Source organism: Klebsiella sp. 141240, from assembly GCF_050600805.1.
In the GTDB taxonomy this organism is placed as follows: domain Bacteria; phylum Pseudomonadota; class Gammaproteobacteria; order Enterobacterales; family Enterobacteriaceae; genus Klebsiella; species Klebsiella aerogenes.
The window spans coordinates 131,648-153,431 of the sequence record NZ_JAQIRK010000006.1; the positions used below are offsets into that span (position 1 = coordinate 131,648).

20 protein-coding genes and 1 tRNA gene are annotated in these 21,784 nt (G+C 56.0%); 8 read left to right on the plus strand and 13 right to left on the minus strand.

Going from position 1 to position 21,784, the window contains the following annotated elements; translation table 11 throughout:
* Positions 1 to 5: 5 nt before the first annotated feature.
* Positions 6 to 1,385 (plus strand): glycoside hydrolase, encoded by a 1,380-nt coding sequence (locus tag PGQ95_RS13440; protein ID WP_430918381.1) that lies wholly within the window; start codon positions 6 to 8, stop codon positions 1,383 to 1,385.
* A 172-nt stretch (positions 1,386 to 1,557) separates the two neighbouring features.
* Here PGQ95_RS13440 and PGQ95_RS13445 read toward each other — a convergent pair whose 3' ends face one another.
* From PGQ95_RS13445 to PGQ95_RS13455, 3 genes are all read right to left on the minus strand, one after another.
* Positions 1,558 to 2,280: a MurR/RpiR family transcriptional regulator gene (locus PGQ95_RS13445; protein WP_045375248.1), complete on the minus strand. Its 723-nt coding sequence runs from the start codon at positions 2,278 to 2,280 to the stop codon at positions 1,558 to 1,560.
* 147 nt (positions 2,281 to 2,427) lie between these two features.
* Positions 2,428 to 4,746 carry an alpha-xylosidase gene (gene yicI / locus PGQ95_RS13450; RefSeq protein ID WP_430918384.1) on the minus strand — a complete coding sequence of 773 codons (2,319 nt, stop codon included), beginning with the start codon at positions 4,744 to 4,746 and terminating at the stop codon, positions 2,428 to 2,430.
* A 12-nt stretch (positions 4,747 to 4,758) separates the two neighbouring features.
* Positions 4,759 to 6,153 carry a glycoside-pentoside-hexuronide family transporter gene (locus PGQ95_RS13455; protein ID WP_430918387.1) on the minus strand — a complete coding sequence of 465 codons (1,395 nt, stop codon included), beginning with the start codon at positions 6,151 to 6,153 and terminating at the stop codon, positions 4,759 to 4,761.
* 291 nt (positions 6,154 to 6,444) lie between these two features.
* Here PGQ95_RS13455 and PGQ95_RS13460 point away from each other — a divergent pair.
* A tRNA-Sec gene (locus tag PGQ95_RS13460) sits at positions 6,445 to 6,539 on the plus strand.
* Between the two features lie 115 nt (positions 6,540 to 6,654).
* Positions 6,655 to 7,221, plus strand: a complete 567-nt coding sequence (locus tag PGQ95_RS13465) for a DUF6680 family protein (RefSeq protein ID WP_032713049.1) — start codon at positions 6,655 to 6,657, stop codon at positions 7,219 to 7,221.
* A gap of 15 nt (positions 7,222 to 7,236) precedes the next feature.
* On the opposite strand, the gene PGQ95_RS13470 is transcribed toward PGQ95_RS13465, so the two are convergent.
* Positions 7,237 to 7,431, minus strand: coding sequence for a hypothetical protein (locus PGQ95_RS13470; protein WP_032713048.1), 195 nt, complete (start codon positions 7,429 to 7,431; stop codon positions 7,237 to 7,239).
* A gap of 136 nt (positions 7,432 to 7,567) precedes the next feature.
* Between PGQ95_RS13470 and PGQ95_RS13475 the strand changes: the two genes are divergently transcribed.
* Positions 7,568 to 7,858 carry a SymE family type I addiction module toxin gene (locus PGQ95_RS13475; protein ID WP_032713047.1) on the plus strand — a complete coding sequence of 97 codons (291 nt, stop codon included), beginning with the start codon at positions 7,568 to 7,570 and terminating at the stop codon, positions 7,856 to 7,858.
* Between the two features lie 220 nt (positions 7,859 to 8,078).
* Positions 8,079 to 9,116, plus strand: coding sequence for a virulence RhuM family protein (locus tag PGQ95_RS13480; protein WP_430918390.1), 1,038 nt, complete (start codon positions 8,079 to 8,081; stop codon positions 9,114 to 9,116).
* A gap of 282 nt (positions 9,117 to 9,398) precedes the next feature.
* Here PGQ95_RS13480 and PGQ95_RS13485 read toward each other — a convergent pair whose 3' ends face one another.
* From PGQ95_RS13485 to PGQ95_RS13495, 3 genes are all read right to left on the minus strand, one after another.
* Positions 9,399 to 10,595 (minus strand): hypothetical protein, encoded by a 1,197-nt coding sequence (locus tag PGQ95_RS13485; protein WP_020077662.1) that lies wholly within the window; start codon positions 10,593 to 10,595, stop codon positions 9,399 to 9,401.
* A 304-nt stretch (positions 10,596 to 10,899) separates the two neighbouring features.
* Positions 10,900 to 11,475, minus strand: coding sequence for a PIN domain-containing protein (locus tag PGQ95_RS13490; RefSeq protein ID WP_087858911.1), 576 nt, complete (start codon positions 11,473 to 11,475; stop codon positions 10,900 to 10,902).
* Complete coding sequence (locus PGQ95_RS13495; protein WP_015369110.1) at positions 11,475 to 11,921, minus strand: helix-turn-helix domain-containing protein; 447 nt, start codon at positions 11,919 to 11,921, stop codon at positions 11,475 to 11,477. Before PGQ95_RS13495 ends, PGQ95_RS13490 begins: the two co-directional genes overlap by 1 nt.
* Positions 11,922 to 12,131: 210 nt before the next feature.
* Here PGQ95_RS13495 and PGQ95_RS13500 point away from each other — a divergent pair, with 210 nt between their 5' ends.
* Entirely contained in the window at positions 12,132 to 13,139 is a 1,008-nt protein-coding gene (locus PGQ95_RS13500; RefSeq protein ID WP_032709437.1) for a zinc-binding alcohol dehydrogenase family protein, read from the plus strand.
* A 193-nt stretch (positions 13,140 to 13,332) separates the two neighbouring features.
* Complete coding sequence (locus tag PGQ95_RS13505) at positions 13,333 to 14,382, plus strand: NAD(P)-dependent alcohol dehydrogenase (protein ID WP_271032697.1); 1,050 nt, start codon at positions 13,333 to 13,335, stop codon at positions 14,380 to 14,382.
* Here PGQ95_RS13505 and PGQ95_RS13510 read toward each other — a convergent pair.
* A complete protein-coding gene (locus tag PGQ95_RS13510) occupies positions 14,379 to 15,332 on the minus strand; it encodes a GlxA family transcriptional regulator (protein ID WP_271032730.1) in 954 nt (317 codons plus the stop codon). The genes PGQ95_RS13505 and PGQ95_RS13510 overlap by 4 nt on opposite strands.
* Before the next feature lie 21 nt (positions 15,333 to 15,353).
* A complete protein-coding gene (locus PGQ95_RS13515; protein WP_045375223.1) occupies positions 15,354 to 16,133 on the minus strand; it encodes an MBL fold metallo-hydrolase in 780 nt (259 codons plus the stop codon).
* A 166-nt stretch (positions 16,134 to 16,299) separates the two neighbouring features.
* Here PGQ95_RS13515 and PGQ95_RS13520 point away from each other — a divergent pair, with 166 nt between their 5' ends.
* Positions 16,300 to 16,842, plus strand: a complete 543-nt coding sequence (locus PGQ95_RS13520) for an NUDIX domain-containing protein (RefSeq protein WP_430918394.1) — start codon at positions 16,300 to 16,302, stop codon at positions 16,840 to 16,842.
* Here the strand turns inward: PGQ95_RS13520 and nlpA are convergent, their stop codons facing one another.
* The 4 genes from nlpA to eefC form a co-directional block, all read right to left on the minus strand.
* On the minus strand, positions 16,843 to 17,652 hold the full coding sequence (gene nlpA / locus PGQ95_RS13525; protein ID WP_430918396.1) for a lipoprotein NlpA: 810 nt from the start codon (positions 17,650 to 17,652) through the stop codon (positions 16,843 to 16,845).
* A gap of 188 nt (positions 17,653 to 17,840) precedes the next feature.
* Positions 17,841 to 19,274, minus strand: coding sequence for a PTS N-acetylmuramic acid transporter subunit IIBC (murP, locus tag PGQ95_RS13530; RefSeq protein WP_087858909.1), 1,434 nt, complete (start codon positions 19,272 to 19,274; stop codon positions 17,841 to 17,843).
* A gap of 24 nt (positions 19,275 to 19,298) precedes the next feature.
* The gene (murQ, locus tag PGQ95_RS13535; protein ID WP_430918398.1) at positions 19,299 to 20,201 is read right to left on the minus strand and encodes an N-acetylmuramic acid 6-phosphate etherase; all 903 of its coding nucleotides are present in this window, start codon (positions 20,199 to 20,201) and stop codon (positions 19,299 to 19,301) included.
* A gap of 216 nt (positions 20,202 to 20,417) precedes the next feature.
* Complete coding sequence (gene eefC, locus PGQ95_RS13540) at positions 20,418 to 21,782, minus strand: multidrug efflux RND transporter outer membrane subunit EefC (protein ID WP_411325297.1); 1,365 nt, start codon at positions 21,780 to 21,782, stop codon at positions 20,418 to 20,420.
* Positions 21,783 to 21,784: the final 2 nt, after the last annotated feature.

Genomic DNA, 21,784 nt, shown 5'->3' on the forward strand with positions numbered 1-21,784 from the left:
GATGTATGAAATTAACCGTATTAGGCGGGGGCGGTGTACGCTCTGCATTTCTGGCGAAGTCGCTGGCTTATAACGCGCACCGCATTGGTTTAACGGAAGTGGTATTTCAGGATAGCTCAGCGGAGAATTTATCGCTATTTGGTGAAATCGCCCGCTATGTATTTAATACCATTCGCCCGGATATTCATTTTACTACCACCAGCGATCCGGTTGCCGCGCTGCAGGGTACCCATTATGTGATTACCACGCTGCGCGTCGGCGGCGATGAGAGCCGCATCCGCGACGAGCGGATTGCGCTGGAGCATAACACGCTGGGCCAGGAGACCACCGGCGCGGGCGGTTTTGCCATGGCGATGCGCTCGATCCCGGCGATCCTGCGCTACTGTCGGCTGATCGAGGAACATGCCGACAAAGACGCGATCCTGTTTAACTTTACCAATCCGTCCGGGCTGGTCACCGAGGCGATTATCAAATCCGGTTTCAAACGCCGGGTATACGGGATTTGCGATGCGCCGTCGGAGCTGATTCGCGAACTGCCGGAGATCCTCGGCTGCGACCCGCACGACCTGAGCGTGGAATGCTACGGCTTAAACCACTTTTCCTGGTTTACGCACTTCACCGTGCGCGGGGAAGATGTTACCGCGCAGCTGGTCGCCAACCCGGATTTGTACCGTAAAACGGCGATGCAGTACTTCTCGCCGGAGCTGGTGAAACTGTGCGATAACCAGTTGCTCAACGAGTATCTCTATTACTACTACTATCGCGAACTGGCGCTACGGGCGATTCAACAGGCGCCGGAGACCCGCGGCGAGCAGATTGCCCGTATCAACCACGATATGCGTCAGGAGCTCAGCGGCGTGGATGTTAAAGCGGATCCGCAGGCGGCCTTTACCATCTGGATGAAACACTACCTGCGCCGCGAAAACAGCTATATGCAGAACGAGTCGCAGCAGGAAAAATTCCATACCCGCGAGCCGTTAACGTTGCGGCAGTTTATCGAAGAGCCGGATACCGGCGGCTACGCCGGGGTAGCGCTGGATATTCTGGAGGCGGTCAACAGCACCACCACCAAACGCATCGTGGTGTCGATACAGAATAACGGCACGCTCGATTTTTTACGCCCCGACGATGTGATTGAAATCAGCTGCGATCTGAGCAAAGAGGGTCTTAAGCCGGTGACACCGATAAACGTGCCGACGGCGCAGAAAAATATGATTGCCAGCGTGAAGGAGTATGAGCGGCTGGCGGTGGCAGCAATTCTGCAGCAGGACAAATCGCTGGCGGTAAGCGCGTTAATGGCTCATCCGCTGGTCGGTTCATATTCGCTGGCGAAGAAGCTGGTTGAGGCCTATCTCGACGATGAACAGTTCGCCGGGTGGCGGTAACGAGTCGCCCCCGCTCGATTGAGTAGCCCGGATAAGGCGCCAGCCGCTATCCGGGAACTATCCCCCGCTCGCGCTACGCTTAGCGGGGCTACAGCCCGCTCGATTGAGTAGCCCGGATAAGGCGCCAGCCGCTATCCGGGAACTCCCCCCGCTCGCGCTACGCTTAGCGGGGCTACCTATTGCTATGTACGCTGGTAAACCACATTTTTAACAGCCGCTCAAAGCCCAATATGCAGTAGCCAAAAAACGGGTTGCTCCAGTAAATATCATCGTCGAACTTCTGCGGGTCATGAATAATAAACGCCGTATTCGCGGCCTGCGCCAGCGGGCTTTGATAATCGCCGGTAAAGCAAACCAGGTTTATCTCCTTGCCTTCCAGCGCCTTAACCCAATTTAACGCCGAACTGCTGCGTCCGGATTTAGAAATGATCCAGATAGAATCAAAGCGGGCAGCGTTTTTTTGCTCAAGGATTTCGTAATCGGGCCACAGCGCCAGGCTGGCGTTCACGCCGGTAACGAGAAACTTATTATAAATATACTGGGCGATTAGCTGCGAAAAACCGCTGCCGTGGATCAAAATACGCTGCTGCTCAAGGCCTGCCAGCAGCGGCGTCAGCGCTTCTGCCGGCTGAATGCTCATATAATCGATATCGTTGGTGACATCGAGCTTTGGCATGGTGATATTGAACTTGATGAAATAGACCAGCTCCAGCCAGCCGCTGAACTTAAGCTTCTTCGCCAGCCGCACCAGCGAAGAAGGATTACTGTAGCAGCGCTCCGCGACGGTGCGGATCCCTTCGCGGATACACAGCTGCGGGTCATTCTGAATAAAACGCAGCACGGTCATTTCGGTTTTACTCAACTTCACGTCACGAAAGATATTTTCTAAGTCCATTACGGGCTCCTCTCAGCGGCAGATTACGCTACCACCGGAGGGCAAATCGGTCTGTGGGATGAGTCACCAGAATGAAATGAACGTTACGAATTGTGCAATAAATGGAATAAAAAAACCCTCTCCGCTGGCGGAGAGGGGGGTATTAACTTACAACGTAATCGTCAGCGCATTACCCTCGGCGCTCACTACCACGCCCCGTTCGCTGCCGGCCTGAGTCCCACCCTGCACGCCCGCTATCCGCGGGATATTGCGCAGACACAGCGTCCAGCCGCGGGCTTCGCCTTCGCCGCTCATGGTGATGGTGTTCCCCTGGCGCTTCGCCTTCAGGGTGAAAATCACGGAACCGTCGGCCGCCGGAACCTGGCACAGCGCTTCGCGGCCATCGTCGAGCTGGAACAGCTGGAAGGCGGTGCCTTCATGCCAGGCATAATCGGGTTTCTGGTCATTGTTGCCCAGCGCCAGAAGGGTGTTGTCGCGAACGTAGACCGGCAGGCTCAGTGCATCGTGATGCTGCTTATGCCAGCGGCTACCCGGCAATTCATCGTTATGCCACAGATGCGTCCAGCGCCCTTCCGGCAGATAAAACTGCACCTCGCCCGCCTCAGAGAACACCGGCGCCACCAGGACCGAATCGCCGAGCATATACTGACGGTCGAGATAGTCGCAGGCCGGATCGTCGGGGAACTCGAGCATCATCGAGCGCAGCATCGGAGTGCCGAACTCGTGGGCCAGCGCCGCCTGGCGATAGAGATACGGCATCATGCGGCATTTCAGCTGCGTAAAATGACGCACCACGTCACAGGACTCATCGTCGTAGGCCCACGGCACACGGTAGGATTTACTGCCGTGCAGGCGGCTGTGGCTGGAGAGCAGGCCAAAGGCGCACCAGCGTTTATAAACGTGGGCCGGCGCGGTGTTTTCGAAACCGCCGATATCGTGGCTCCAGAAACCGAAGCCGGACATGCCGATCGACAGCCCGCCGCGCAGGCTTTCCGCCATCGATTCGTAGTTGGCATAGCAGTCGCCGCCCCAGTGCACCGGGAACTGCTGCGCACCCACCGAGGCGGAGCGGGCGAACAGCACCGCCTCCTGCTCGCCGACGGTCTCTTTCAGCACCTTCCACACCAGCTCGTTATAGATGAATGCGTAGTGGTTGTGCATTTTCTGCGGGTCGGAACCGTCAAACCACTGCACGTCGGTCGGGATACGCTCGCCGAAGTCGGTCTTAAAGCAATCGACCCCCATCGCCACCAGACCTTTTAACTTGTCGGCGTACCACTGGCAGGCTTCCGGGTTGGTGAAGTCATAAATCGCCAGCCCCGGCTGCCACTTATCCCACTGCCACAGCGAACCGTCCGGACGCTTCAGCAGGTAGCCCTTCTCTTTGAGCTCCTTGAACACCGGCGAGCGCTGGCCGATGTACGGGTTGATCCACACGCAGACCTTCAGCCCTTTCGCCTTCAGGCGCTTAATCATCCCTTCCGGGTCCGGGAAAGTTAGCGGATCCCATTCAAAATCGCACCACTGGAAGGCCTTCATCCAGAAGCAGTCGAAGTGGAAGACGTGCAGCGGCAGATTACGCTCGGCCATGCCGTCGATAAAGCTATTCACCGTCGCTTCGTCATAGTTGGTGGTGAACGAGGTCGTCAGCCACAGACCGAACGACCATGCCGGCGGCAGCGCCGGGCGGCCGGTGAACTGGGTATAGCGGTTAAGCACCGCTTTCGGCGTCGGGCCGTCGATCACGAAGTACTCGAGGTATTCGCCCTCAACGCTGAACTGGACTTTAGAGACTTTCTCCGAGCCCACCTCGAAAGAGACGCGCTGCGGGTGATTCACCAGCACGCCATAGCCGCGGTTGGTCAGGTAGAACGGGATGTTTTTGTAGGATTGCTCGGTGCTGGTGCCGCCGTCTTCGTTCCAGGTTTCTACCGTCTGGCCGTTGCGCACCAGCGCGGTAAAGCGCTCGCCGAGGCCGTAGACGGTTTCGCCGACGCCGAGGTCGAGGCGCTCAAACATGTAGTTGCGCTGGGTCTTGTTATCCTGCACGTAGCCGTTGTTTTTGAGTTGACTACCGGTGATACGCACGCCGTCGCGCAGAAAATCCAGCGCCCAGAATTCACCTTTAGTCACCCGCACGCTGAGGCTACCGCTTTTCAGCTCGGCGAACTCGGCCGTATTTTCTATTTCGACATGGACGTCTTTCTGCACGTTCAGCGGATAGTGCGGACCGTTATCCAGCGCGCCCTGGAAGTGCTCCATGCGCACGCCGATTATCCCTTCCTGAGGCGAGAAAAAGCGCAGGGTGAACAATGGCGTATCCAGCTGCCAGGCGCGTTCGCGGACATCGCGCGGCGCGGCATAGACCACCATTTCATTCCCCTGCTGCTCCACCTCGTAAACCTGTACGGGTTGGATCAGGTTGAGCCCTGGTTGAATGAGCCAGTTTCCATCACTGATTTTCATTAAAACGTCCTCTTAGTTTTGCCATTCTTTGTCGATCGGGGCTGCCGTGAATTCTTGTTCGTTGCGACGCGCGCCCTCGGCCAGCTCGGCCATCATTTTTTTCAGGAACGGCGTTTTTAGCGTGTAGTAGCGTTTGGCGATTACCGCGCTCAGCAGGTAGCACACCGCCGGAACGAGGGTGAACAAGGCGATAATGATGGTGAGGGTGGCGCTGTTCTGGGTTTTAGCGGCGGCGTCATAGCCGCCGCCGGCCAGCATCCAGCCGATCAGCGCGCCGCCCAGCGCCAGCCCCAACTTGAGCACAAACAGGGTGCCGGCGAAGCTGATGCCGGTCAGGCGTTTGCCGTTGCACCATTCGCCGTAGTCGACGGTGTCGGACATCATCACCCACTGGATTGGCGTCACCAGCTGGTGCAGTACGCCAATGATGAAGATAAAGACGAACATGGTGATTTCGGCGTCCATCGGTACGAAGAACATCACCACGCTGAGCGCCGCCAGGAGGGCGTTGGTCCACCAGAAGACGCTGACTTTGCATTTCCAGTCGGTCAGCGGCTTCGCCAGCGCCGAGCCAATCAGGTTGCCGACGCAGTAGGTGGTGAGGAAGACGGTGAACAACGCCGCCGAGCCCATGATCCAGGTGGTGTAGTACATCATCGCGCCGCCGCGAACGCAGACCGCGAGGATATTGAGGATGGTGAGCACGCCGACCACCCGCCACTGGTCATTACGCCAGATATCGCGCAGGTCTTCACGCATCGAGGTACTGCTCGGCGGCGCTTCGACACGCTCTTTGGTGGTGAAAAAACAGAAGGCCAGCATCAGGAAGGCGACCACCGAGAGCACAGCAATGCCGCCCTGGAAGCCGAGCGCTTTATCTTCGCCGCCGATAAAGTTGACCAGCGGCATCATCAGCACAGTGGAGAGCATGCCCCCCGCCGTCGCCAGCACGAAGCGCCAGGACTGCAGCGAGATGCGCTGCGTCGGGTTGTCGGTGATCACACCACCGAGCGCGCAGTAGGGGATATTCACCACGGTGTAGAGCAGGGTCAGCAGCGTGTAGGTCACGGCGGCGTAGATCAGCTTGCCGTTGTGGCTTAAATCCGGCGAGCTGTAAGCCAGCACGCAGACGAGGCCGAACGGGATAGAGCCGAAGAGGATCCACGGGCGGAACTTACCCCAGCGGCTACGGGTACGGTCGGCAAGCAGGCCCATGCACGGGTCGGAAATCGCATCCAGCGCCCGCGCCAGCAGGAACATGGTGCCGACAAAGCCGGCGGGGATACCGAAAATATCGGTGTAGAAAAACATCATGTATAACATGACGTTATCAAAAATGATGTGGCTGGCGGCGTCACCCATACCGTAGCCAATTTTCTCTTTGACGGACAGAATATGATCTTTCATTTGCGCACTATTCCCTTAGCGGCACCGCGGATTGGTACCGGTTACGGTTTTTTTAAACCTTTGGCGCAGTAAGATGAATTGCGATATCTCGTTATCAAATTACGTTTCTTGTTTTCTGTGATCGCGGTAGCCCGAAAGAGTGTGAAAAAGTGTAACCCATGGATTTTGAACGGATTTGTCTCAGACTGTTCTGCAAAGTCCAGTTTTAACAGTAAAAAAGTGCGTTTAGGTATGTGGTAAATGCCTGAAAGTAGCTATAATGCGCCCGCCTCCATGTAGCAATCGAGGCGCGGAAGATCGTCATCTCCGGTGAGGTGGCTGGACTTCAAATCCAGTTGGGGCCGCCAGCGGTCCCGGGCAGGTTCAACTCCTGTGATCTTCCGCCAAAGTTTCTCATCCTCTATCGGCCATTCGGCATATATTAAGTATTCTGCTGTTAGCCTACCCTATTAAATCCTTCGTTAATCTAACTTTATATCTTATAAAATTATGGATTCTAAAATGAGTTTAGTGCTATCGATCACAACGGTGATAGTGACTTTAATCAGCCCAGTCATTGCCGTTCAAGTTCAGAAATTTATTGAAAGATACACTGATAAAAAGACACTTAAAATAGATATTTTTAAACAATTGATGGCCACCAGATCGCAGAACGCTAGGTTATCAAATGAACATGTCAGAGCGCTCAATATGATCGATATTGCTTTCTATGGTCGGGTGAGAAAAGGACAAGCTAAAAGAAGTAAAACTGAAAATCAGGTCATATCTTCCTGGAAGTTGTATTTCTCACATCTAAATACAACATATCCAAACAACGATAACGCCAGCGGCATTATCTGGAATCAAACCAGCAATAATTTATTTGTTGACCTTCTTTCAGCCATTGCCAAAGACATTGGTTATGATTTTGAGCGCGTTCAGTTACAAACTGCTATCTACTCGCCAATAGCACACGGTGAAATTGAAAACGATCAATTAAAGATAAGAAAAGGTCTGGCATCAATATTCACTGACGAAGGGGCTATAAAAATGGAGATCGTTGGTATTCCTAGTCGAACAGAAAGTTAAATCGATCGTTAAAGTTTACTTATCAACAGTCTCAATGCTTAGCCTCTCCAGCTCCTTTCTTCCCAGGGTCTTGAGCCAGTTTCCCAAACTCATCCCTGCGTCTGCTGCAGCGGCCTCAAACTGCGCTTTCAGCTCCGGCGTTATCCGCATCTGAAAAGTGGGAGCTTTGCCGCATTTTGACTGATTGGTATCACGTTTGGCTGTTGACATATACGTACCTAAAAGAGCAATGTATAACCATACAGGTACGTACCTAACCAGATTCCGTCCTGATCTTTAATCGCCCTCATCAGGTACTCGCAATACCTGATGAGAGCTAACCTCACCAACTATCAAGGAGTTGATTATGGCTGATTTGCATTCTACCCCAGATTTCACCGTTAACGGAACCGAGCGTCAGCTGCTGGTTGGCTATCGGCCCAATGGCCGGGATACCAGTACACCAAGTCTTACCCTTTCCGGCAAGTGGCTACGCGAAGCGGGATTCGATACCGGGAAGCCGGTCACGGTTAAGGTGATGGATGGCTGCATTGTGCTGTTACCGCTCAGCGATAAAGAAGAGAAATTAACAGCCGAATTACGGCATATTCAACAATCGCTGAAAAGCGTCAACAGCACGCTGCAACGTGCCAGATAGCGCGAGCAAGAAAGATCCCCGGGTGGCGGCTAACGCCTTACCCGGGCTACCGGACGGCGCAGAACGGTAGCCCTGCTGAGCGCAGCGCGAGCAGGGAAATTCCTCGGATTACGGCTGCCTTAACACCCGCAAACGCGCCAGATTAATCGTTCGTCTAATGAAATTTATGCCCCGCTTCTGACATACTCTACCGTTGTGAACAGGTTGACCCGGAGACCATATGGCAAAGGAAACTATAACGTCGTCCCCAGCAGGTGAATTCATTATGTTTGCCAGCGATGACGGGGAAGTACGCGTTGAATGCCGCTTTGAGCAAGAAACACTATGGCTCCCTCAAGCAACTATCGCCAGCCTTTATCAAGTCACCCCACAAGCCGTTACACAGCATATTAAAGCTATATATGAGGAAGGTGAGCTTGAACAAAACGCAACCTGTAAGTCTTACTTACAAGTTCAACAGGAGGGCAGCCGTCAGGTAAGCCGCAACCGGCTTCACTACAGCCTGCCTGTCATACTCGCTGTTGGCTATCGCGTTCGCTCCTCTCGCGGCACGCAGTTCCGCCAGTGGGCGACCCAGACGCTCCAGGAATACCTGATCAAAGGTTTTGTGATGGACGATGAGCGGCTGAAGAATCCGCCTGTGGGTTCATCGGCTGTACCCGACTATTTCGATGAGATGCTGGAGCGTATTCGCGATATTCGCGCCAGCGAACGCCGCGTTTATTTGCGGGTGCGAGAAATTTTTGCCTTAGCGGCTGACTATCAACCGTCGTTAAAAGAAACCACGCAGTTTTTTCAAACTATCCAGAACAAGTTACATTTTGCCTGTACCGGACATACCGCCGCTGAGCTCATTCATCAACGTGCTGACACCAGTCTGCCGCATATGGGGCTGACCAGCTATAGAGGCGAAGAGGTGCATAAGGGCGACGTGACGGTAGCAAAAAATTATCTCACTCAGGATGAAGTCAATGAGCTTAACCGCGTAGTTAACATGTGGCTGGATTTTGCCGAGGATCAGGCCCGTCGTCGTCAGCAGGTCTTTTTACGCGACTGGCACGATAAGCTGGATCAGTTCCTGCAATTTAACGACCGTGAGGTTTTGCAAGGCGCAGGTAAAGTCAGTAAGAAAATGGCCGATGAAAAAGCGCAGGCGGAATATAGTCAGTTTGCTGAACAACAGCGGCGCTTAAAGGAAGCCGAAGGTGAAAAGGATATCGCCGGTTTGCTACAGTGGAAAACAGAGCCTAAAAAGTAGCTCAGGATGCCTGATAGCGCGAGCTAGCCCCTCGGGTGGCAGCTAACGCCTCATCCGGACTACGCCCGGCATGTGATCTGTAGGCCCGCGCAAGCGTAGCGCCGCCGGGCAATAACCGCGAGTAAAGAGCCGCTTTTGCGCCGGATGGCGGCTGCGCCTTATCCGGCCTACGGTCTGATAGCTCGAGCAAGCCCCCGGGTGGCGGCTAGCGCCTTGCCCGGGCTACCAGACGGCGCAGAACGGTAGCCCTGCTGAGCGCAGCGCGAGCAGGGAAATCCCGCCTCAGAAGTAATAACCAATATTAACGTTAGTGCGGAAGTACCATTTGCCGCTGCCCTCGGACTGGGTGCTGGTCCAGCCGGTGGCGTTCAGCGCGCCGCCCCACGGATTAACGTTCTTCGCCCAGCTGAGATCGACCCAGAACATCACCGGCAGCGCAAAGACCTGTACGCCAAGGGTGTTCATCTGCGAATCGCTCCAGCCGCTTTTATCTTTCCACAGCACGCTGTAGTCGTTGTAAAAACGCAGCTTCGACACGCCGCCCCACTTCACATCAACATCGCGGGCGACGTTCAGCGACGCGGTCGTCGCTTTCGCCGGGATCAGGTAGGCCGGCGTCAGGCCGTTGCCGCCCATCAGTATCGTATCGTCGCTGACGCCCGCCGGGTTCTTCGGATCGTATTGGTAGCGAATCAGCTGCGAAGTCAGCTGCCACGGCCCGTTATGTAACATGCCGTGCACGCCTGCCGCCCAGAAGGTGCCGTCGTCGTCGGTCTCGCGGTTGTGCAACCGCGCCAGCGCCAGCGAGCCGCCCAGCTCGTTATTCCAGCCGCCGCCGTGAAAATCCCGCGCAATACGCACATTCACCTGGTCGCGCTTTTCATTATGCTGCTGATGCTGAGTCGGATAGATAGTGTTTTTCAGCCGATCGTAATCGCCAACGTCCGGCGCATAGCGCAAATTCTCCGGCTCCATCCACGGGAAATAGGCCACATCCAGCGACCAGTTATTATCGTGATATTGATAGTTCACGCCGCTACCGGCGCTCACGCCAAAGCCTAAATAAAACGGAATACCATAGGACCAGCCAAATTGCGGATAAGGTTCAAGGCCAAATGGTTTGCCGGGGATCCCCAGCTGGATATTATTATTATTGTCGAAGCGATACCCTACGTAAGCGCGGTCGATGGCGTATTTACGGTGATCCTGGAACCAGAACCCGGCATCAAAGAAATAATTATCATAGAAGCCGCTGCTGTCGATACGGAAGGTATCAAAACGCAGATGTGGCGGGTTGCGATAATTACTGCCTTTCCAGTCTTCATAGCGATAGTTCGCCCGCAGCGCGCCGCCGAAATCCAGCCCGGCGAGATTATCCGCGCTGCGCCAGCCGATATGCGGGAACGGCTTGCCGTCATCCGCCAGCGCCGTCCCGCTGGTCGCGGCAGCCAGCAGCAGCGAAAGGAGTATTTTACGCATAGCACATTCCTCACTTTATTTTTATAAGCGATAAAAGACCGTCGATTAATATCGACTTATTATTTTGTCTCAGCGGTGAAACTCTTAATTAAATAACACAATGATTTTATTTTTGTTCCAAATATGAAACTCTGTTTATTATTTGATAGAAGAAAAATCGCACGCAGGATGTCGGGCGTCAAGGTATAAACCTTGAGCCATAACGCAATATTATTATTCTGCCGGAGTGATATTAATATTTGCGACATGGAAAGGAAAAGGGTCTCAAATATGAAACCATAATACTTCCGGGTGATGACCATCGCTATATGGCGTACTGGTAATTGGCTAACTCTTTTACCGTCATCGGCAAGCCCTGCTTTAGCAGCATCTCCAGGAACTCATCGACGGTCATTGGAGGATGCTTGAGAGACTGCCGCTGCCTTCTCACCGCCTCCAACGCCAGAGCATGATTAAGGTCAAACAGGTCCGATATGAATACATCAGGATGAAGTGTTTCAATTTCAAATGGAAGCAATGATTCTGCTGGAAAGTCTTTATGATTTAACGTAACGATAATTTCAGCCTTCGCTCTGATTGCCGCAGCAAGGACATGCCGATCGTCAGGGTCGGGTAAAACTAGTCCGTTAATTAATCCTGCAAAACCTGTTACATTAGCATCCGGTAAAGCAGCATTCATGAGATCAACGGTACGACGCAGCGCTTCAGGGGCTATATCAGACCGATTTATAAGAAGATTCCTGCACCATTCATCGTGAATGAAGCGGCTCCATTTTGGTTGATAAAGTCCAGCGATCCCTAAGTGCATTAATAAATCCCTGAGCCGTGCTGGATATAATACACAAGCATCTAAAATCACCGGATAAGGTGAATGTCGCATTAATACATCCCTAAGTCCTGCGCCTGATCCGCCAGCGCTTGCATCGCGTCCAGGCTTTCCTGTTCCCTACGTTTTTTATACTCCATCAGATCGGCAAACAGAACCCGGCGATGGCGTCCAGTTTTATGAAATGGAAGCTTCCTCGCTTCCAGCAGTTTAACCATATGCGGACGAGAAACATTGAGGATATTCGCTGCTTCCTGGGTGGTGAGTTCAGCATGAACAGGAACAATCTGCACCGCGTTGCCACAAGCCAATTCCCCAAGGATCTCCATCAGCATAGTCAGAGCGCTGGTTGGCAACTCAATGGTATGAGTTTTGTCATCTTCACCCACAATCGCAATACGCTGCGTTTCAAGATGAGTAGAAAGGTATGCCGCCAGCTCACGCTGCCCGCGCTGGGCAAGTTCACTCTCCAGCGGGTCCGGAAGGTTCAGTTTAGTCATGCGCTTGTCTCCAATGGCCATGTACAAATTATAATCGCAATATTCGAAACTCACAATATTCGAAATAAACGAAACTCGCCAATGTCGCATTCGCCGATTTTCACTTTTTTTATATAACTGTTATCGCCGCCGGGCCGTTTTTCCCGACGCTAGACCGGTCTATCCTCGACGCATTCGCACCATGAATCCTCTTTGTAGACCGGAGAACCTATGAAAGCCATTGCCATTACCCAGGCCGCCGCCGACGGCAACAACATTCCCTTTTTACGCGATATCGATCTGCCGGATCCGCAGGCGCAGGGGCACGATCTGCTGGTCGAGGTCAAAGCCATTTCGGTGAACCCGGTCGACACCAAAGTGCGCGCCGGGTTTAACGCCGATACCCCGCGGGTACTGGGCTGGGATGCGGTTGGCGTGGTGAAAGCCGTTGGCGATGCGGTAACGCTATTCACGCCGGGCGATGAAGTGTGGTACGCCGGCGCGCTGGGCCGCCCCGGCAGCAACAGCGAACTGCAGCTGGTTGATGAACGCATCGTGGCGCTGAAGCCGCGCTCGCTGGAGAATGCCGCCGCCGCCGCGCTGCCTCTGACCGCTATCACCGCCTGGGAATTGCTGTTCCACCGCCTTGGCGTGCAGGAAGGCGGTAACGCCGGCGATACGCTGCTGATTGTCGGCGCGGCGGGCGGCGTTGGCTCTATCCTCACCCAGTTGGCCAGCAAACTCACCAATATGACGGTAATTGGCACCGCATCGCGCCCGGAAAGCCAGAAGTGGGTACGCGAGGCCGGGGCGCATCACGTCATCGACCACAGCAAACCGCTCGGTGAAGAACTGGCGAAAATCGGCATTCATGCCGTGACCCACGTCGCCAGCCTGACCAATACCGATCAGCATTTTAACGAACTGATCGCCGCGCTCGCCCCGCAGGGTAAGCTGGCGCTGATTGATGACCCGGAGAGCCTGGACGTGGTGCCGCTGAAAGCGAAAAGCATTTCGCTGCACTGGGAATTTATGTTCACCCGCTCAATGTTTGAGACGCATGACATGATCGCCCAACATCAGCTACTGACCCGCGTCGCCGCGTTGATTGACGATAACACGCTGCGCACTACCCTTGGCGAACACTACGGAACTATCAACGCCGCCAATCTGCAAAAAGCCCACGCTAAGCTGGAAACCGGGCGCTCGGTCGGCAAAATCGTGCTGGAGGGTTTTTAAATGCGCGATGAGGCCATTATGCCGATCGCGCCTTGATATCACGAGCGCCTCACCTCGGTGAGGCGCCTTCTTTAACCCTTCGAGCTGCGCTTTTCTCATCCTGCCCTAACCAGGCTAAGCTTACCCTTGCCGCGCAAAAAACACTCACCCCCTTCCGCTTGATTTATCACGCTATTGCACAAGAGGTAATGCTATGCAGATCAACGCTATAGGTACGTACTCCGCCAGCCAGCCGCTCGAATCGATGTCTATCACCCGCCGCGAACCCGGCCCACAAGATGTGCAGATCGCCATTGCATACTGCGGCGTCTGCCATTCCGATCTCCATCAGGCGCGAGCGGAATGGGCCGGGACGCTGTATCCCTGCGTGCCGGGGCATGAAATCGTTGGCCGGGTGACGGCGGTCGGCGATGCCGTCTCAGGTTACGCCGTTGGCGATCTGGTGGGCGTCGGCTGTATGGTGGATAGCTGTAAGAAGTGCGAGGAGTGCGCTGAGGGACTGGAGAACTACTGCGACCATATGGTGCTGACCTATAACGGGCCGACCCAGGACGCGCCAGGGCATACGCTGGGCGGTTATTCACAGCAGATCGTGGTCAATGAACGCTACGTATTGCGGATAAATCATCCCGAAGCCCAGCTCGCCGCCGTCGCGCCGCTCTTGTGCGCCGGGATCACGACCTATTCTCCGCTGCGCCACTGGCACGCCGGGCCGGGCAAAAAAGTCGGCGTCGTCGGCATCGGCGGGTTGGGGCATATGGGGATCAAGTTGGCCCACGCCATGGGGGCCCACGTGGTGGCCTTTACCACCTCGGAATCCAAGCGTGACGCGGCCAGAGCGTTGGGCGCGGATGAGGTAGTGGTGTCGCGCAACGAAGACGAAATGGCGGCCCACGTCAAAAGCTTCGATTTCATCCTCAACACCGTGGCGGCGCCGCACAATCTCGATGCCTTCACCACGTTGCTGAAACGTGATGGCACCATGACGTTGGTTGGCGCCCCGGCCACGCCGCATCCATCGCCGGAAGTGTTCAATCTGATCTTCCGCCGCCGCTCGATTGCCGGCTCGATGATCGGCGGTATCCCGGAAACCCAGGAGATGCTCGACTTCTGCGCCGAACACGGCATCGTCGCCGATATCGAGCTGATTCGCGCCGATCAGATCAACGAAGCATGGGAAAGAATGGTCAAGGGCGACGTGAAATATCGCTTCGTGATCGACAGTTCGACTCTCGCCGGCTAAACGCCGCGGCGGAAAGTCCGCCGCCACTCCGTCGGGCTAACGCCAAAACGCGCTTTAAAGTGCTGGCGCCAGGTCACGGCGGAAAGATAGCCCACCGCTTCCGCCACCTGCTCGACCGGCAAATCCCCCGCTTCGAGCAGGCTCTGGCTGCGGCGCAGACGTTCAGCGGTCAACCAGTCGGCAATGCTCATCCCGGTCGCCCGGGCGAAGTGGCGGGTCAGGGTACGGCGGCTCATCGCCACCACCTCGGCCAGCGAATCAAGATTATGCGGCTCGGCAATATGCTGCTGCAGATAATCCAGCAAGCAGTTAATCCGCGCATCGCGGGTGTTGCACGGCACCGGCTGGGCGATAAACTGCGCCTGGCCGCCCTCGCGGTGCGGCGGCACGATCATCCGCCGGGCGATCTGGTTGGCGGCGAGGCTGCCAAAACGCTGGCGAATGATATACAGGCAGCAATCTAGCGCCGCCGCGGTACCCGCCGAGGTAATTACCTTCTGGTCATCGACGTACAGGGCGTTGATATCGAGCTGCACCTGCGGAAACAGGCGCTGGAAATCCTGCTCGAACTCCCAGTGGGTCGCCGCCCGCTTACCGTCGAGCAGCCCGGCGTAGCCAAGGACAAACGCGCCGAGGCACAGGCCGACGATTTCCGCGCCGTTATCGCGCGCCCGAATCAGGCTCGCGATCAACGCCTGCGGCGGGCACTGATTGACCTCGCCCCAGTAGGGCACCACCACGATATCCGCCTGTTCCATCGCGGTAAAATCACCGCTGGCGTACAGCGCAAAGCCGTCGCGGGCGCTGAGTAATCCCGGCTGTTCGGCGCAAATCTGCAGATTAAAACGTTTGGTTTCCGAGACCGTATCGCCAAACAGCATACAGGGGACGGCATAATGAAACGGGCTAAAGCCCTCTACGGCGACAATCGCCACGTCGGTTAATTTCATCATCCCTTCCCTTTGAGCAGATTAATAAACAACGGTTTCCCCATCCTGCGGAATACTGACTACCCCGGCAATCTGATTATCCGCGACGTACTGGCGCATCTCTTCGCGGCTCACCAGACAATGGTTGACTGCCTCCAGGTGGATGGCCATGATTTTCGCTTCCGGCAGGGCGAAATGCGCCTTCAACAGGTCCTCTTTGCCCATGATGATCGGGCCAAAGCCGATAACGTGAGCGTAGCCGGCGTTCAACACCACCACATCCGGGCGCAGCTTCAGCATGTCGGCTTCGATCTCATCGCGCCAGATGGTATCGCCAACCAGCCACAGCGTCTTCTCCTGCGGATGACGGAACACCACGCCGCAGGCCTCGCCCAGACGTTCAGCCATCGCCGGTACCGCGTAGGTACGGTCGCTGCCATGTTGCCCGGAAGTGGTTTTCTGCAGACTAACGCCGGCAAATTCGCTATCTGCCGACAGCAGGCGGATATCCTGAAATCCCTGGCTGCGCAGCAGCGCGGCGTCGGCTTCATGCTGGACGAATACCGGTAGGGTTTTTGGGATCGCCGCGATCGCCGCTTCGTCCCAATGATCGTCATGGGTATGGGTGACGATTACCGCATCGACGTCGATAATTTTTTCACGAGAAAACGGCAGCGCCACCAGCGGATTGCGCAGCTCGCTGCGCGCGGTTCCAGGGAATCCCGGCCAGGCGCCTTTGTCCGCCAGCATCGGGTCGATCAGGAATTTTTTACCTGCGTATTCAATAACCTGTGTAGCATTTCGGATATGGGTGATGTTCATGTTAGCGTTCCTCTGTGGGGTAATCTGCGAACATCGTACTGAGTACCAGCCTGGCGCAATATGGGCGTTTGGGCAATGATCGATGGAATCGGGCCAACCTGCGACGGTTGCCAATCACAGCCGGCTATGTTGTTCTGAGGGTTAAACTTTCTACAGGAATGGCAGGATGAAAAAGAAACTAACCGCCGCCGATATGCATAATCCGCAGGTCATCGCCGAGACGCCGTGGTTCAGCATGCGCAAGGTAGGTATTGATGTCGCCCCCGGCGAGCGGCGCGACTTTTATTCCATCCACTACCCACGCCCGGCGGTCGGGATTGTGGCGCTCCAGGACGACAAAGTGCTGCTGATTCGCCACTACCGTTATCTGATCGATAAGGTGGTATGGGCCATTCCCTCTGGCGGCGTCGATGAATGGGAAGAGCCCGCCGTCGCCGCGCTGCGCGAACTGCGCGAAGAGACCGGCTGGCAGGCGCAACACGCAGAGGAAATCATCCGCTACAACCCGTCATACGGCAGCAGCGACCAGCTGTTTATCACCTGGCTCGCCACCGATTTAAGCTGGGTTGGCATGGACGCAGATCAGGATGAAGTGATGGAAACCGGCTGGTTTACCTTCGAGGAGATAAACCAGCTGATCGCCCGCGGCGAAATGCCGGACGGGCTGTCTCTGGTGCCGCTGCTGCACCTGATGGCGCAGCGTAGATGATTACCAGCCCGGTACCGCGCCGCCGTTGAAGATGGTTTCTGCCGCCTTCGCCACTTCCGGCGACTGGTACGACTGCATAAACTCTTTCACGTTTTCGGCATCTTTATTCTCTTCACGCGCCACAATGATGTTCACGTACGGCGAGTTTTTGTCTTCAATAAAGATGCCGTCGCGCACCGGCGATAACCCGGTTTGCTGCAGGTAGGTGGTACTGATAATAGCGACATCGACCTTCGGATCGTCCAGCACCCGCGGCAGTTGCGCCCCTTCCAGCTCCATAATTTTCAGATTACGCGGATTACTGGTGATATCCACCGCCGTCGGCAGCAGGCCGGTACCCGCTTTGAGGGTAATCAGCTGCTCTTTTTGCAATAACAATAGCGCGCGGCCGAGGTTGGTCGGGTCGTTGGGAATGGCGATAGTCGCGCCATCTTTAATATCGGCAACGGATTTAATCTTGCGCGAATAGCCGGCCATGGGAAAGACGAAAGTATTGCCGATGGCCACCAGGTGGTAGCCGTGCGCTTTGTTGTCTTGTTCCAGATAGGGACGATGCTGGAAGACGTTGGCATCCAGCTCCCCGGCGTTGGTGGCATCGTTCGGCAGCAGCGAACCGCTAAAGCCCACCAGCTCGACGTCGAGGCCATACTTTTCTTTCGCCACCTTCTTCGCCACTTCCGCCACATCCTGTTCCGCGCCGTTAATCACGCCGACTTTTATGTGTTTGGCATTGTCATTCTTCTGGTCACAGCCCGCTAACAGCAGGCCAGCCAGCATCACTGCCGCCGCCGTGCGTAAACGCCATTTCATCGTTAGTACCCCGTCAGTCCATGGAAAGTCATTATTATTTTTCGAGCAAAACTATAACGATTTTGTGCTCGATTTTTAAACACGAAAAGGTATCAATAAGATGAAAATCGTCTAAGCGCCTTCCCCGGTAGCGCTTACGCTTACCGGGGCTACTAACCGAATACCCAACCGTGGCCGGGGAAATACGCTTAACTCAGGTCAACGTTTTTACTGGCGAACAGCCAGGTGAGCACAAAACCGCATAGATACGAAACCGCCAGACCGCCGGCGTACACCGCCATCCCCGCATAAATTCCGCTACCGGAGGTCATCAGCGGCAGCGCCACCAGCCCCGAGGGGCCGAACACCGTGTTCAGGCCGACCGGCAGCCCCAGCCAGGCGATCAGGCCCACGAAGAAACCGCCGCAGGCGCCGCCGATACAGGCGGTGATAAATGGTTTCATACGCGGCAGGGTCACGCCGTAAATCAGCGGTTCGCCAATGCCGAGGAAGCCCGGAATAATCGCCCCTTTGATCTGGGTTCGCAGCAGCGAATCGCGCTTTGCGCGCCAGAACAGCGCCAGCGCCGCGCCCACCTGCCCGGCCCCGGCCATCGCCAGGATCGGGAACAGCGAGTTAAAGCCCTGCGCATCCACCAGCGCAAAATAGACCGGTACAAACCCCTGATGCACGCCGAACATCACCGCCAGCAGGAACAGCCCTGCCAGCACCGCCGAGCCAAACGGATTACCGTTAAGATGCAGGAACAGCCACGACATACCGGTAAACAGCCAGCCGCCAATCGGCATAATCACCGTAAAGGTCACTGCGCCCATAATCAGCAGCGTCACCGCCGAGGTAAGGATCATATCGAGGTTAGCAGGCATTATCCGACGCACCTGACGTTCTACCCACGCGCCAAGAATCGAGGCGATTAGCACGCCGATAATATTGCCGCGCGGGTCGATACCGTGGCCGAAGAAGGTCGAAATTCCGGCGTAGAATCCGCTGGTCGCTTCCGGGTTGTAGCCCAGCACGAACAGCGAGGCGATAATCGCGCCGTTCACGCCAGAACCGCCGAAGGCTTTCTGAGCGTTATAGCCAATCAGGATACTCAGGAAGGTAAACATCCCTTTGCTGAATACCTTCATGTAGCCAATCAGCGCCACCAGGCTGGCGTTAGGGTGCGCGTTCTCCAGCACGAAGATTTGTTCCGCCAGCGTAGCAAAGCCCAGCAGCAGCCCGACGGCGATGAAGCCGGGGATCAACGGCGTAAAGATAGTGGCGAACTTCGCGAGAAATTTCTGTACCCCGCTGGTCTGCTTGCTCTTCAGCGCCTGCTTTTTCTCCGCTGCCACATCCGCCAGCGAGGCGGCTGCCTGCGGCGCCGCGTCCATCAGGCCGTTCATCATTTCCGCGGCGGTCTGCGCCTTGCCGGGGCCTAATACCACCTGGAACTGTTCATCGCTGACGATAACCCCCATCACGCCATCAATCTGGCGAATGGCGGCGCTATCGGCCAGGCTATCATCGCGCAGGGTCAAGCGCAGGCGCGTCATGCAGTTACCCGCCTGCGCCACGTTTGCGGCCCCGCCGACGTGGGCCAGGATCCGCGCTATCATCTCTTTAGTTATTTTTGCCATTGCCTGTTACCTGTCTGTCGGCGCTCAGGTGTTGCTTAGCGCCTTGCGGATATAACCGTTGTTTTTCGCCAGCAGCGACTGCGCTTCTGCGGCGCTTAAGTCAGCCAACACCATCACAATCGCCGTCTTACAGTGGCGGCCACAGGCATCCAGCGCATTCTGCGCGGTGGCGCGATCGCAGTCGGTCGCTTCCATCACGATAGACACCTGGCGCTCAATCAGCTTGGCATTGGTCGCTTCGACATCCACCATCAGGTTGCTGTAGACCTTACCGATGCGGATCATCGCCCCGGTGGAGATCATATTCAGCACCAGTTTCTGCGCGGTGCCGGCTTTCAGGCGGGTCGATCCGGTAACCACTTCCGGGCCGACCACCGGGGTAATCGCCACGTCCGCCAGCTGCGCCATTTCACCGTGCGGGTTACAGCTGACGATAGCGACAAACGCATTCTGGCTATGGGCGTATTCCATCGCGCCAATGACGTACGGCGTACGCCCGCTGGCCGCCAGCCCCACCAGTACATCACGGTTGCTGAAGTTAAGGTTCTGCAGATCCATCGCCCCTTGCGCTTTATTGTCTTCCACGTTTTCCACGGCGCTCAGAATCGCTTTATGTCCGCCGGCGATAATCCCCACCACCTGCTCCGGACGGGTGCCAAAGGTCGGCGGGCATTCGCTGGCGTCCAGAATACCCAAACGCCCCGACGTGCCGGCGCCGATGTAAATCAGCCGTCCCCCAGCCCGCAGCGCCGCCGCCACTTTATCCACGACTTCCGCTATCTGCGGCAAATAAGGCGTTATCGCCTGCGCCACTTGCTGATCTTCCTGGTTTATCACCGTCAGCATGTCGACGGTGGAGAGGGTGTCAATGTTGGCGCTGTTGGCGTTGCGTCGCTCGGTCATCAGTTTGCTCAGGTCGATACTCATAAAAACCTCGTTATTCTCAGTTGCGCGCAGTATAAGGAATTTTTTATTCCATTCATGTGAAGAGTATCACGATTAATACGCTTGGGATAATAGGAGAATTGTAGGTATAGCCAGAGATATTGCGGTAATAAAGGTGGAATATTTTATTACCGCAATCTGGAGTTAACGCACGTGTCAGTGGGGATTAAGGTGCTATAACGCCTTCGAAGAGGAACATTAATTGGCGCCGCCGCCCAGCGATTGCCAGAGCGTAATGCGGTTATTGAGGTCGGTCTGCTGCAGCGACAGCAGCGTCGCCTTCGCCGACCACAGCGTCCGCTGGGCGGTCAGCACCGACAGATAATCGCCAACCCCGGCCTGGTAACTCTTCATCGCGATATCCAGCGACTTCTGCTCGGCGGCAACATACTGCTGCTGGGCATCGAGCTGTTCACTCAGCGTTTCCCGGCGCGCCAGCGCATCGGCAACGTCCTTAAAGGCGCTCTGAATGGATTTCTCGTAGGTGGCAATCAGCCCCTTTTTCTCCGCTTGCGCATAGCGTAGCTGGGCCAGATTACTGCCGCCGGTGAACAGCGGCAGGCTGATAGAGGGCGCAAACGACCACACCTGCATGCCATGGCTGAACAGCGACGATAGCGAATCGCTGCCGACCCCGGCGCTGGCGGTCAGAGAAATGGACGGGAAAAAGTTCGCTCGCGCCGCGCCGATATCGGCATTAGCGCTCTTGAGATTATGTTCCGCCTCCTGAATATCCGGCCGGCGCAACAGTACCGATGATGATACCCCCGCCGGCACCAGCGCGATGCTGTTATCCCCCAGACTCTCCAGCGTACCGGGCAGCAGGCTCTCCGGCACGGTTTCCCCCGCCAGTAGGTTAATGGCGTTTTTATCCTGCGCCACCAGCGTACGATAGCTGGCGACGCTGGCTCGCGCCTGCTGATAGACGCTTTCCGCCGAACTTAAATCACCGGCGGAGGCGGTGCCCACCGCCATCTGGCGAGCGACGATTTTGCGCGAGTTCTCCGCGCTATCCATCGTCTGCTGCGCCAGCGCCAGATTGCTATTATCCGTCGCCAGCGTCACCCAGGCGGTGGTCAAATCGGCAATCATCGTCAGTCGGGTATTTTGCGCGGTGAATTCGCTGGCAAGCCAGCTTTCTCGCGCCGCGCGCGACAGGCTCTGGTTCTTGCCGAACAAGTCCAGTTCGAAGCTCGAGACCGCGCCGTCAGCCTGCGAGGTAGAACTTAGGCCGCTGGCGATCGTTTTGCTGCGGGTATGGCTCAGCTCGGCATCGACGGTGGGAAACAACGATGCGCGCGTTTCGCCATACTGGGCGCGAGCGGCTTCAATATCGGCCAATGCCTTTTGCACATCACGGTTGCTATTAAGCGCGATGCTGACCACTTTTTTTAGCCGCGCATCATTGACCACTTTTTGCCAGTCGCCGACCACCGCCGTCGATTCGCCGTGCGCGCCGGGAAGGGTCGCCGGCACCGGCGCGGCCGGGCGCTCGTAGTGCGGGTCAAGAGAAACGCAGCCCGCGGTCAGGAGCGCGATAAACATTAAACTCAAACGAAACATAA

Coding starts and splice junctions, on each gene's coding strand:
- PGQ95_RS13490 (WP_087858911.1), bottom strand. CDS start 11,475: ATGCGACATTCACCTTATCCGGTGATTTTAGATGCTTGTGTATTATAT.
- PGQ95_RS13515 (WP_045375223.1), bottom strand. CDS start 16,133: ATGAACATCACCCATATCCGAAATGCTACACAGGTTATTGAATACGCA.
- eefC (WP_411325297.1), bottom strand. CDS start 21,782: ATGTTTCGTTTGAGTTTAATGTTTATCGCGCTCCTGACCGCGGGCTGC.
- PGQ95_RS13445 (WP_045375248.1), bottom strand. CDS start 2,280: ATGGACTTAGAAAATATCTTTCGTGACGTGAAGTTGAGTAAAACCGAA.
- yicI (WP_430918384.1), bottom strand. CDS start 4,746: ATGAAAATCAGTGATGGAAACTGGCTCATTCAACCAGGGCTCAACCTG.
- PGQ95_RS13485 (WP_020077662.1), bottom strand. CDS start 10,595: ATGCGTAAAATACTCCTTTCGCTGCTGCTGGCTGCCGCGACCAGCGGG.
- PGQ95_RS13495 (WP_015369110.1), bottom strand. CDS start 11,921: ATGACTAAACTGAACCTTCCGGACCCGCTGGAGAGTGAACTTGCCCAG.
- murQ (WP_430918398.1), bottom strand. CDS start 20,201: ATGAGTATCGACCTGAGCAAACTGATGACCGAGCGACGCAACGCCAAC.
- PGQ95_RS13505 (WP_271032697.1), top strand. CDS start 13,333: ATGCAGATCAACGCTATAGGTACGTACTCCGCCAGCCAGCCGCTCGAA.
- PGQ95_RS13500 (WP_032709437.1), top strand. CDS start 12,132: ATGAAAGCCATTGCCATTACCCAGGCCGCCGCCGACGGCAACAACATT.
- PGQ95_RS13520 (WP_430918394.1), top strand. CDS start 16,300: ATGAAAAAGAAACTAACCGCCGCCGATATGCATAATCCGCAGGTCATC.
- PGQ95_RS13475 (WP_032713047.1), top strand. CDS start 7,568: ATGGCTGATTTGCATTCTACCCCAGATTTCACCGTTAACGGAACCGAG.
- PGQ95_RS13470 (WP_032713048.1), bottom strand. CDS start 7,431: ATGTCAACAGCCAAACGTGATACCAATCAGTCAAAATGCGGCAAAGCT.
- PGQ95_RS13480 (WP_430918390.1), top strand. CDS start 8,079: ATGGCAAAGGAAACTATAACGTCGTCCCCAGCAGGTGAATTCATTATG.
- PGQ95_RS13440 (WP_430918381.1), top strand. CDS start 6: ATGAAATTAACCGTATTAGGCGGGGGCGGTGTACGCTCTGCATTTCTG.
- PGQ95_RS13465 (WP_032713049.1), top strand. CDS start 6,655: ATGAGTTTAGTGCTATCGATCACAACGGTGATAGTGACTTTAATCAGC.
- nlpA (WP_430918396.1), bottom strand. CDS start 17,652: ATGAAATGGCGTTTACGCACGGCGGCGGCAGTGATGCTGGCTGGCCTG.
- PGQ95_RS13455 (WP_430918387.1), bottom strand. CDS start 6,153: ATGAAAGATCATATTCTGTCCGTCAAAGAGAAAATTGGCTACGGTATG.
- PGQ95_RS13510 (WP_271032730.1), bottom strand. CDS start 15,332: ATGAAATTAACCGACGTGGCGATTGTCGCCGTAGAGGGCTTTAGCCCG.
- murP (WP_087858909.1), bottom strand. CDS start 19,274: ATGGCAAAAATAACTAAAGAGATGATAGCGCGGATCCTGGCCCACGTC.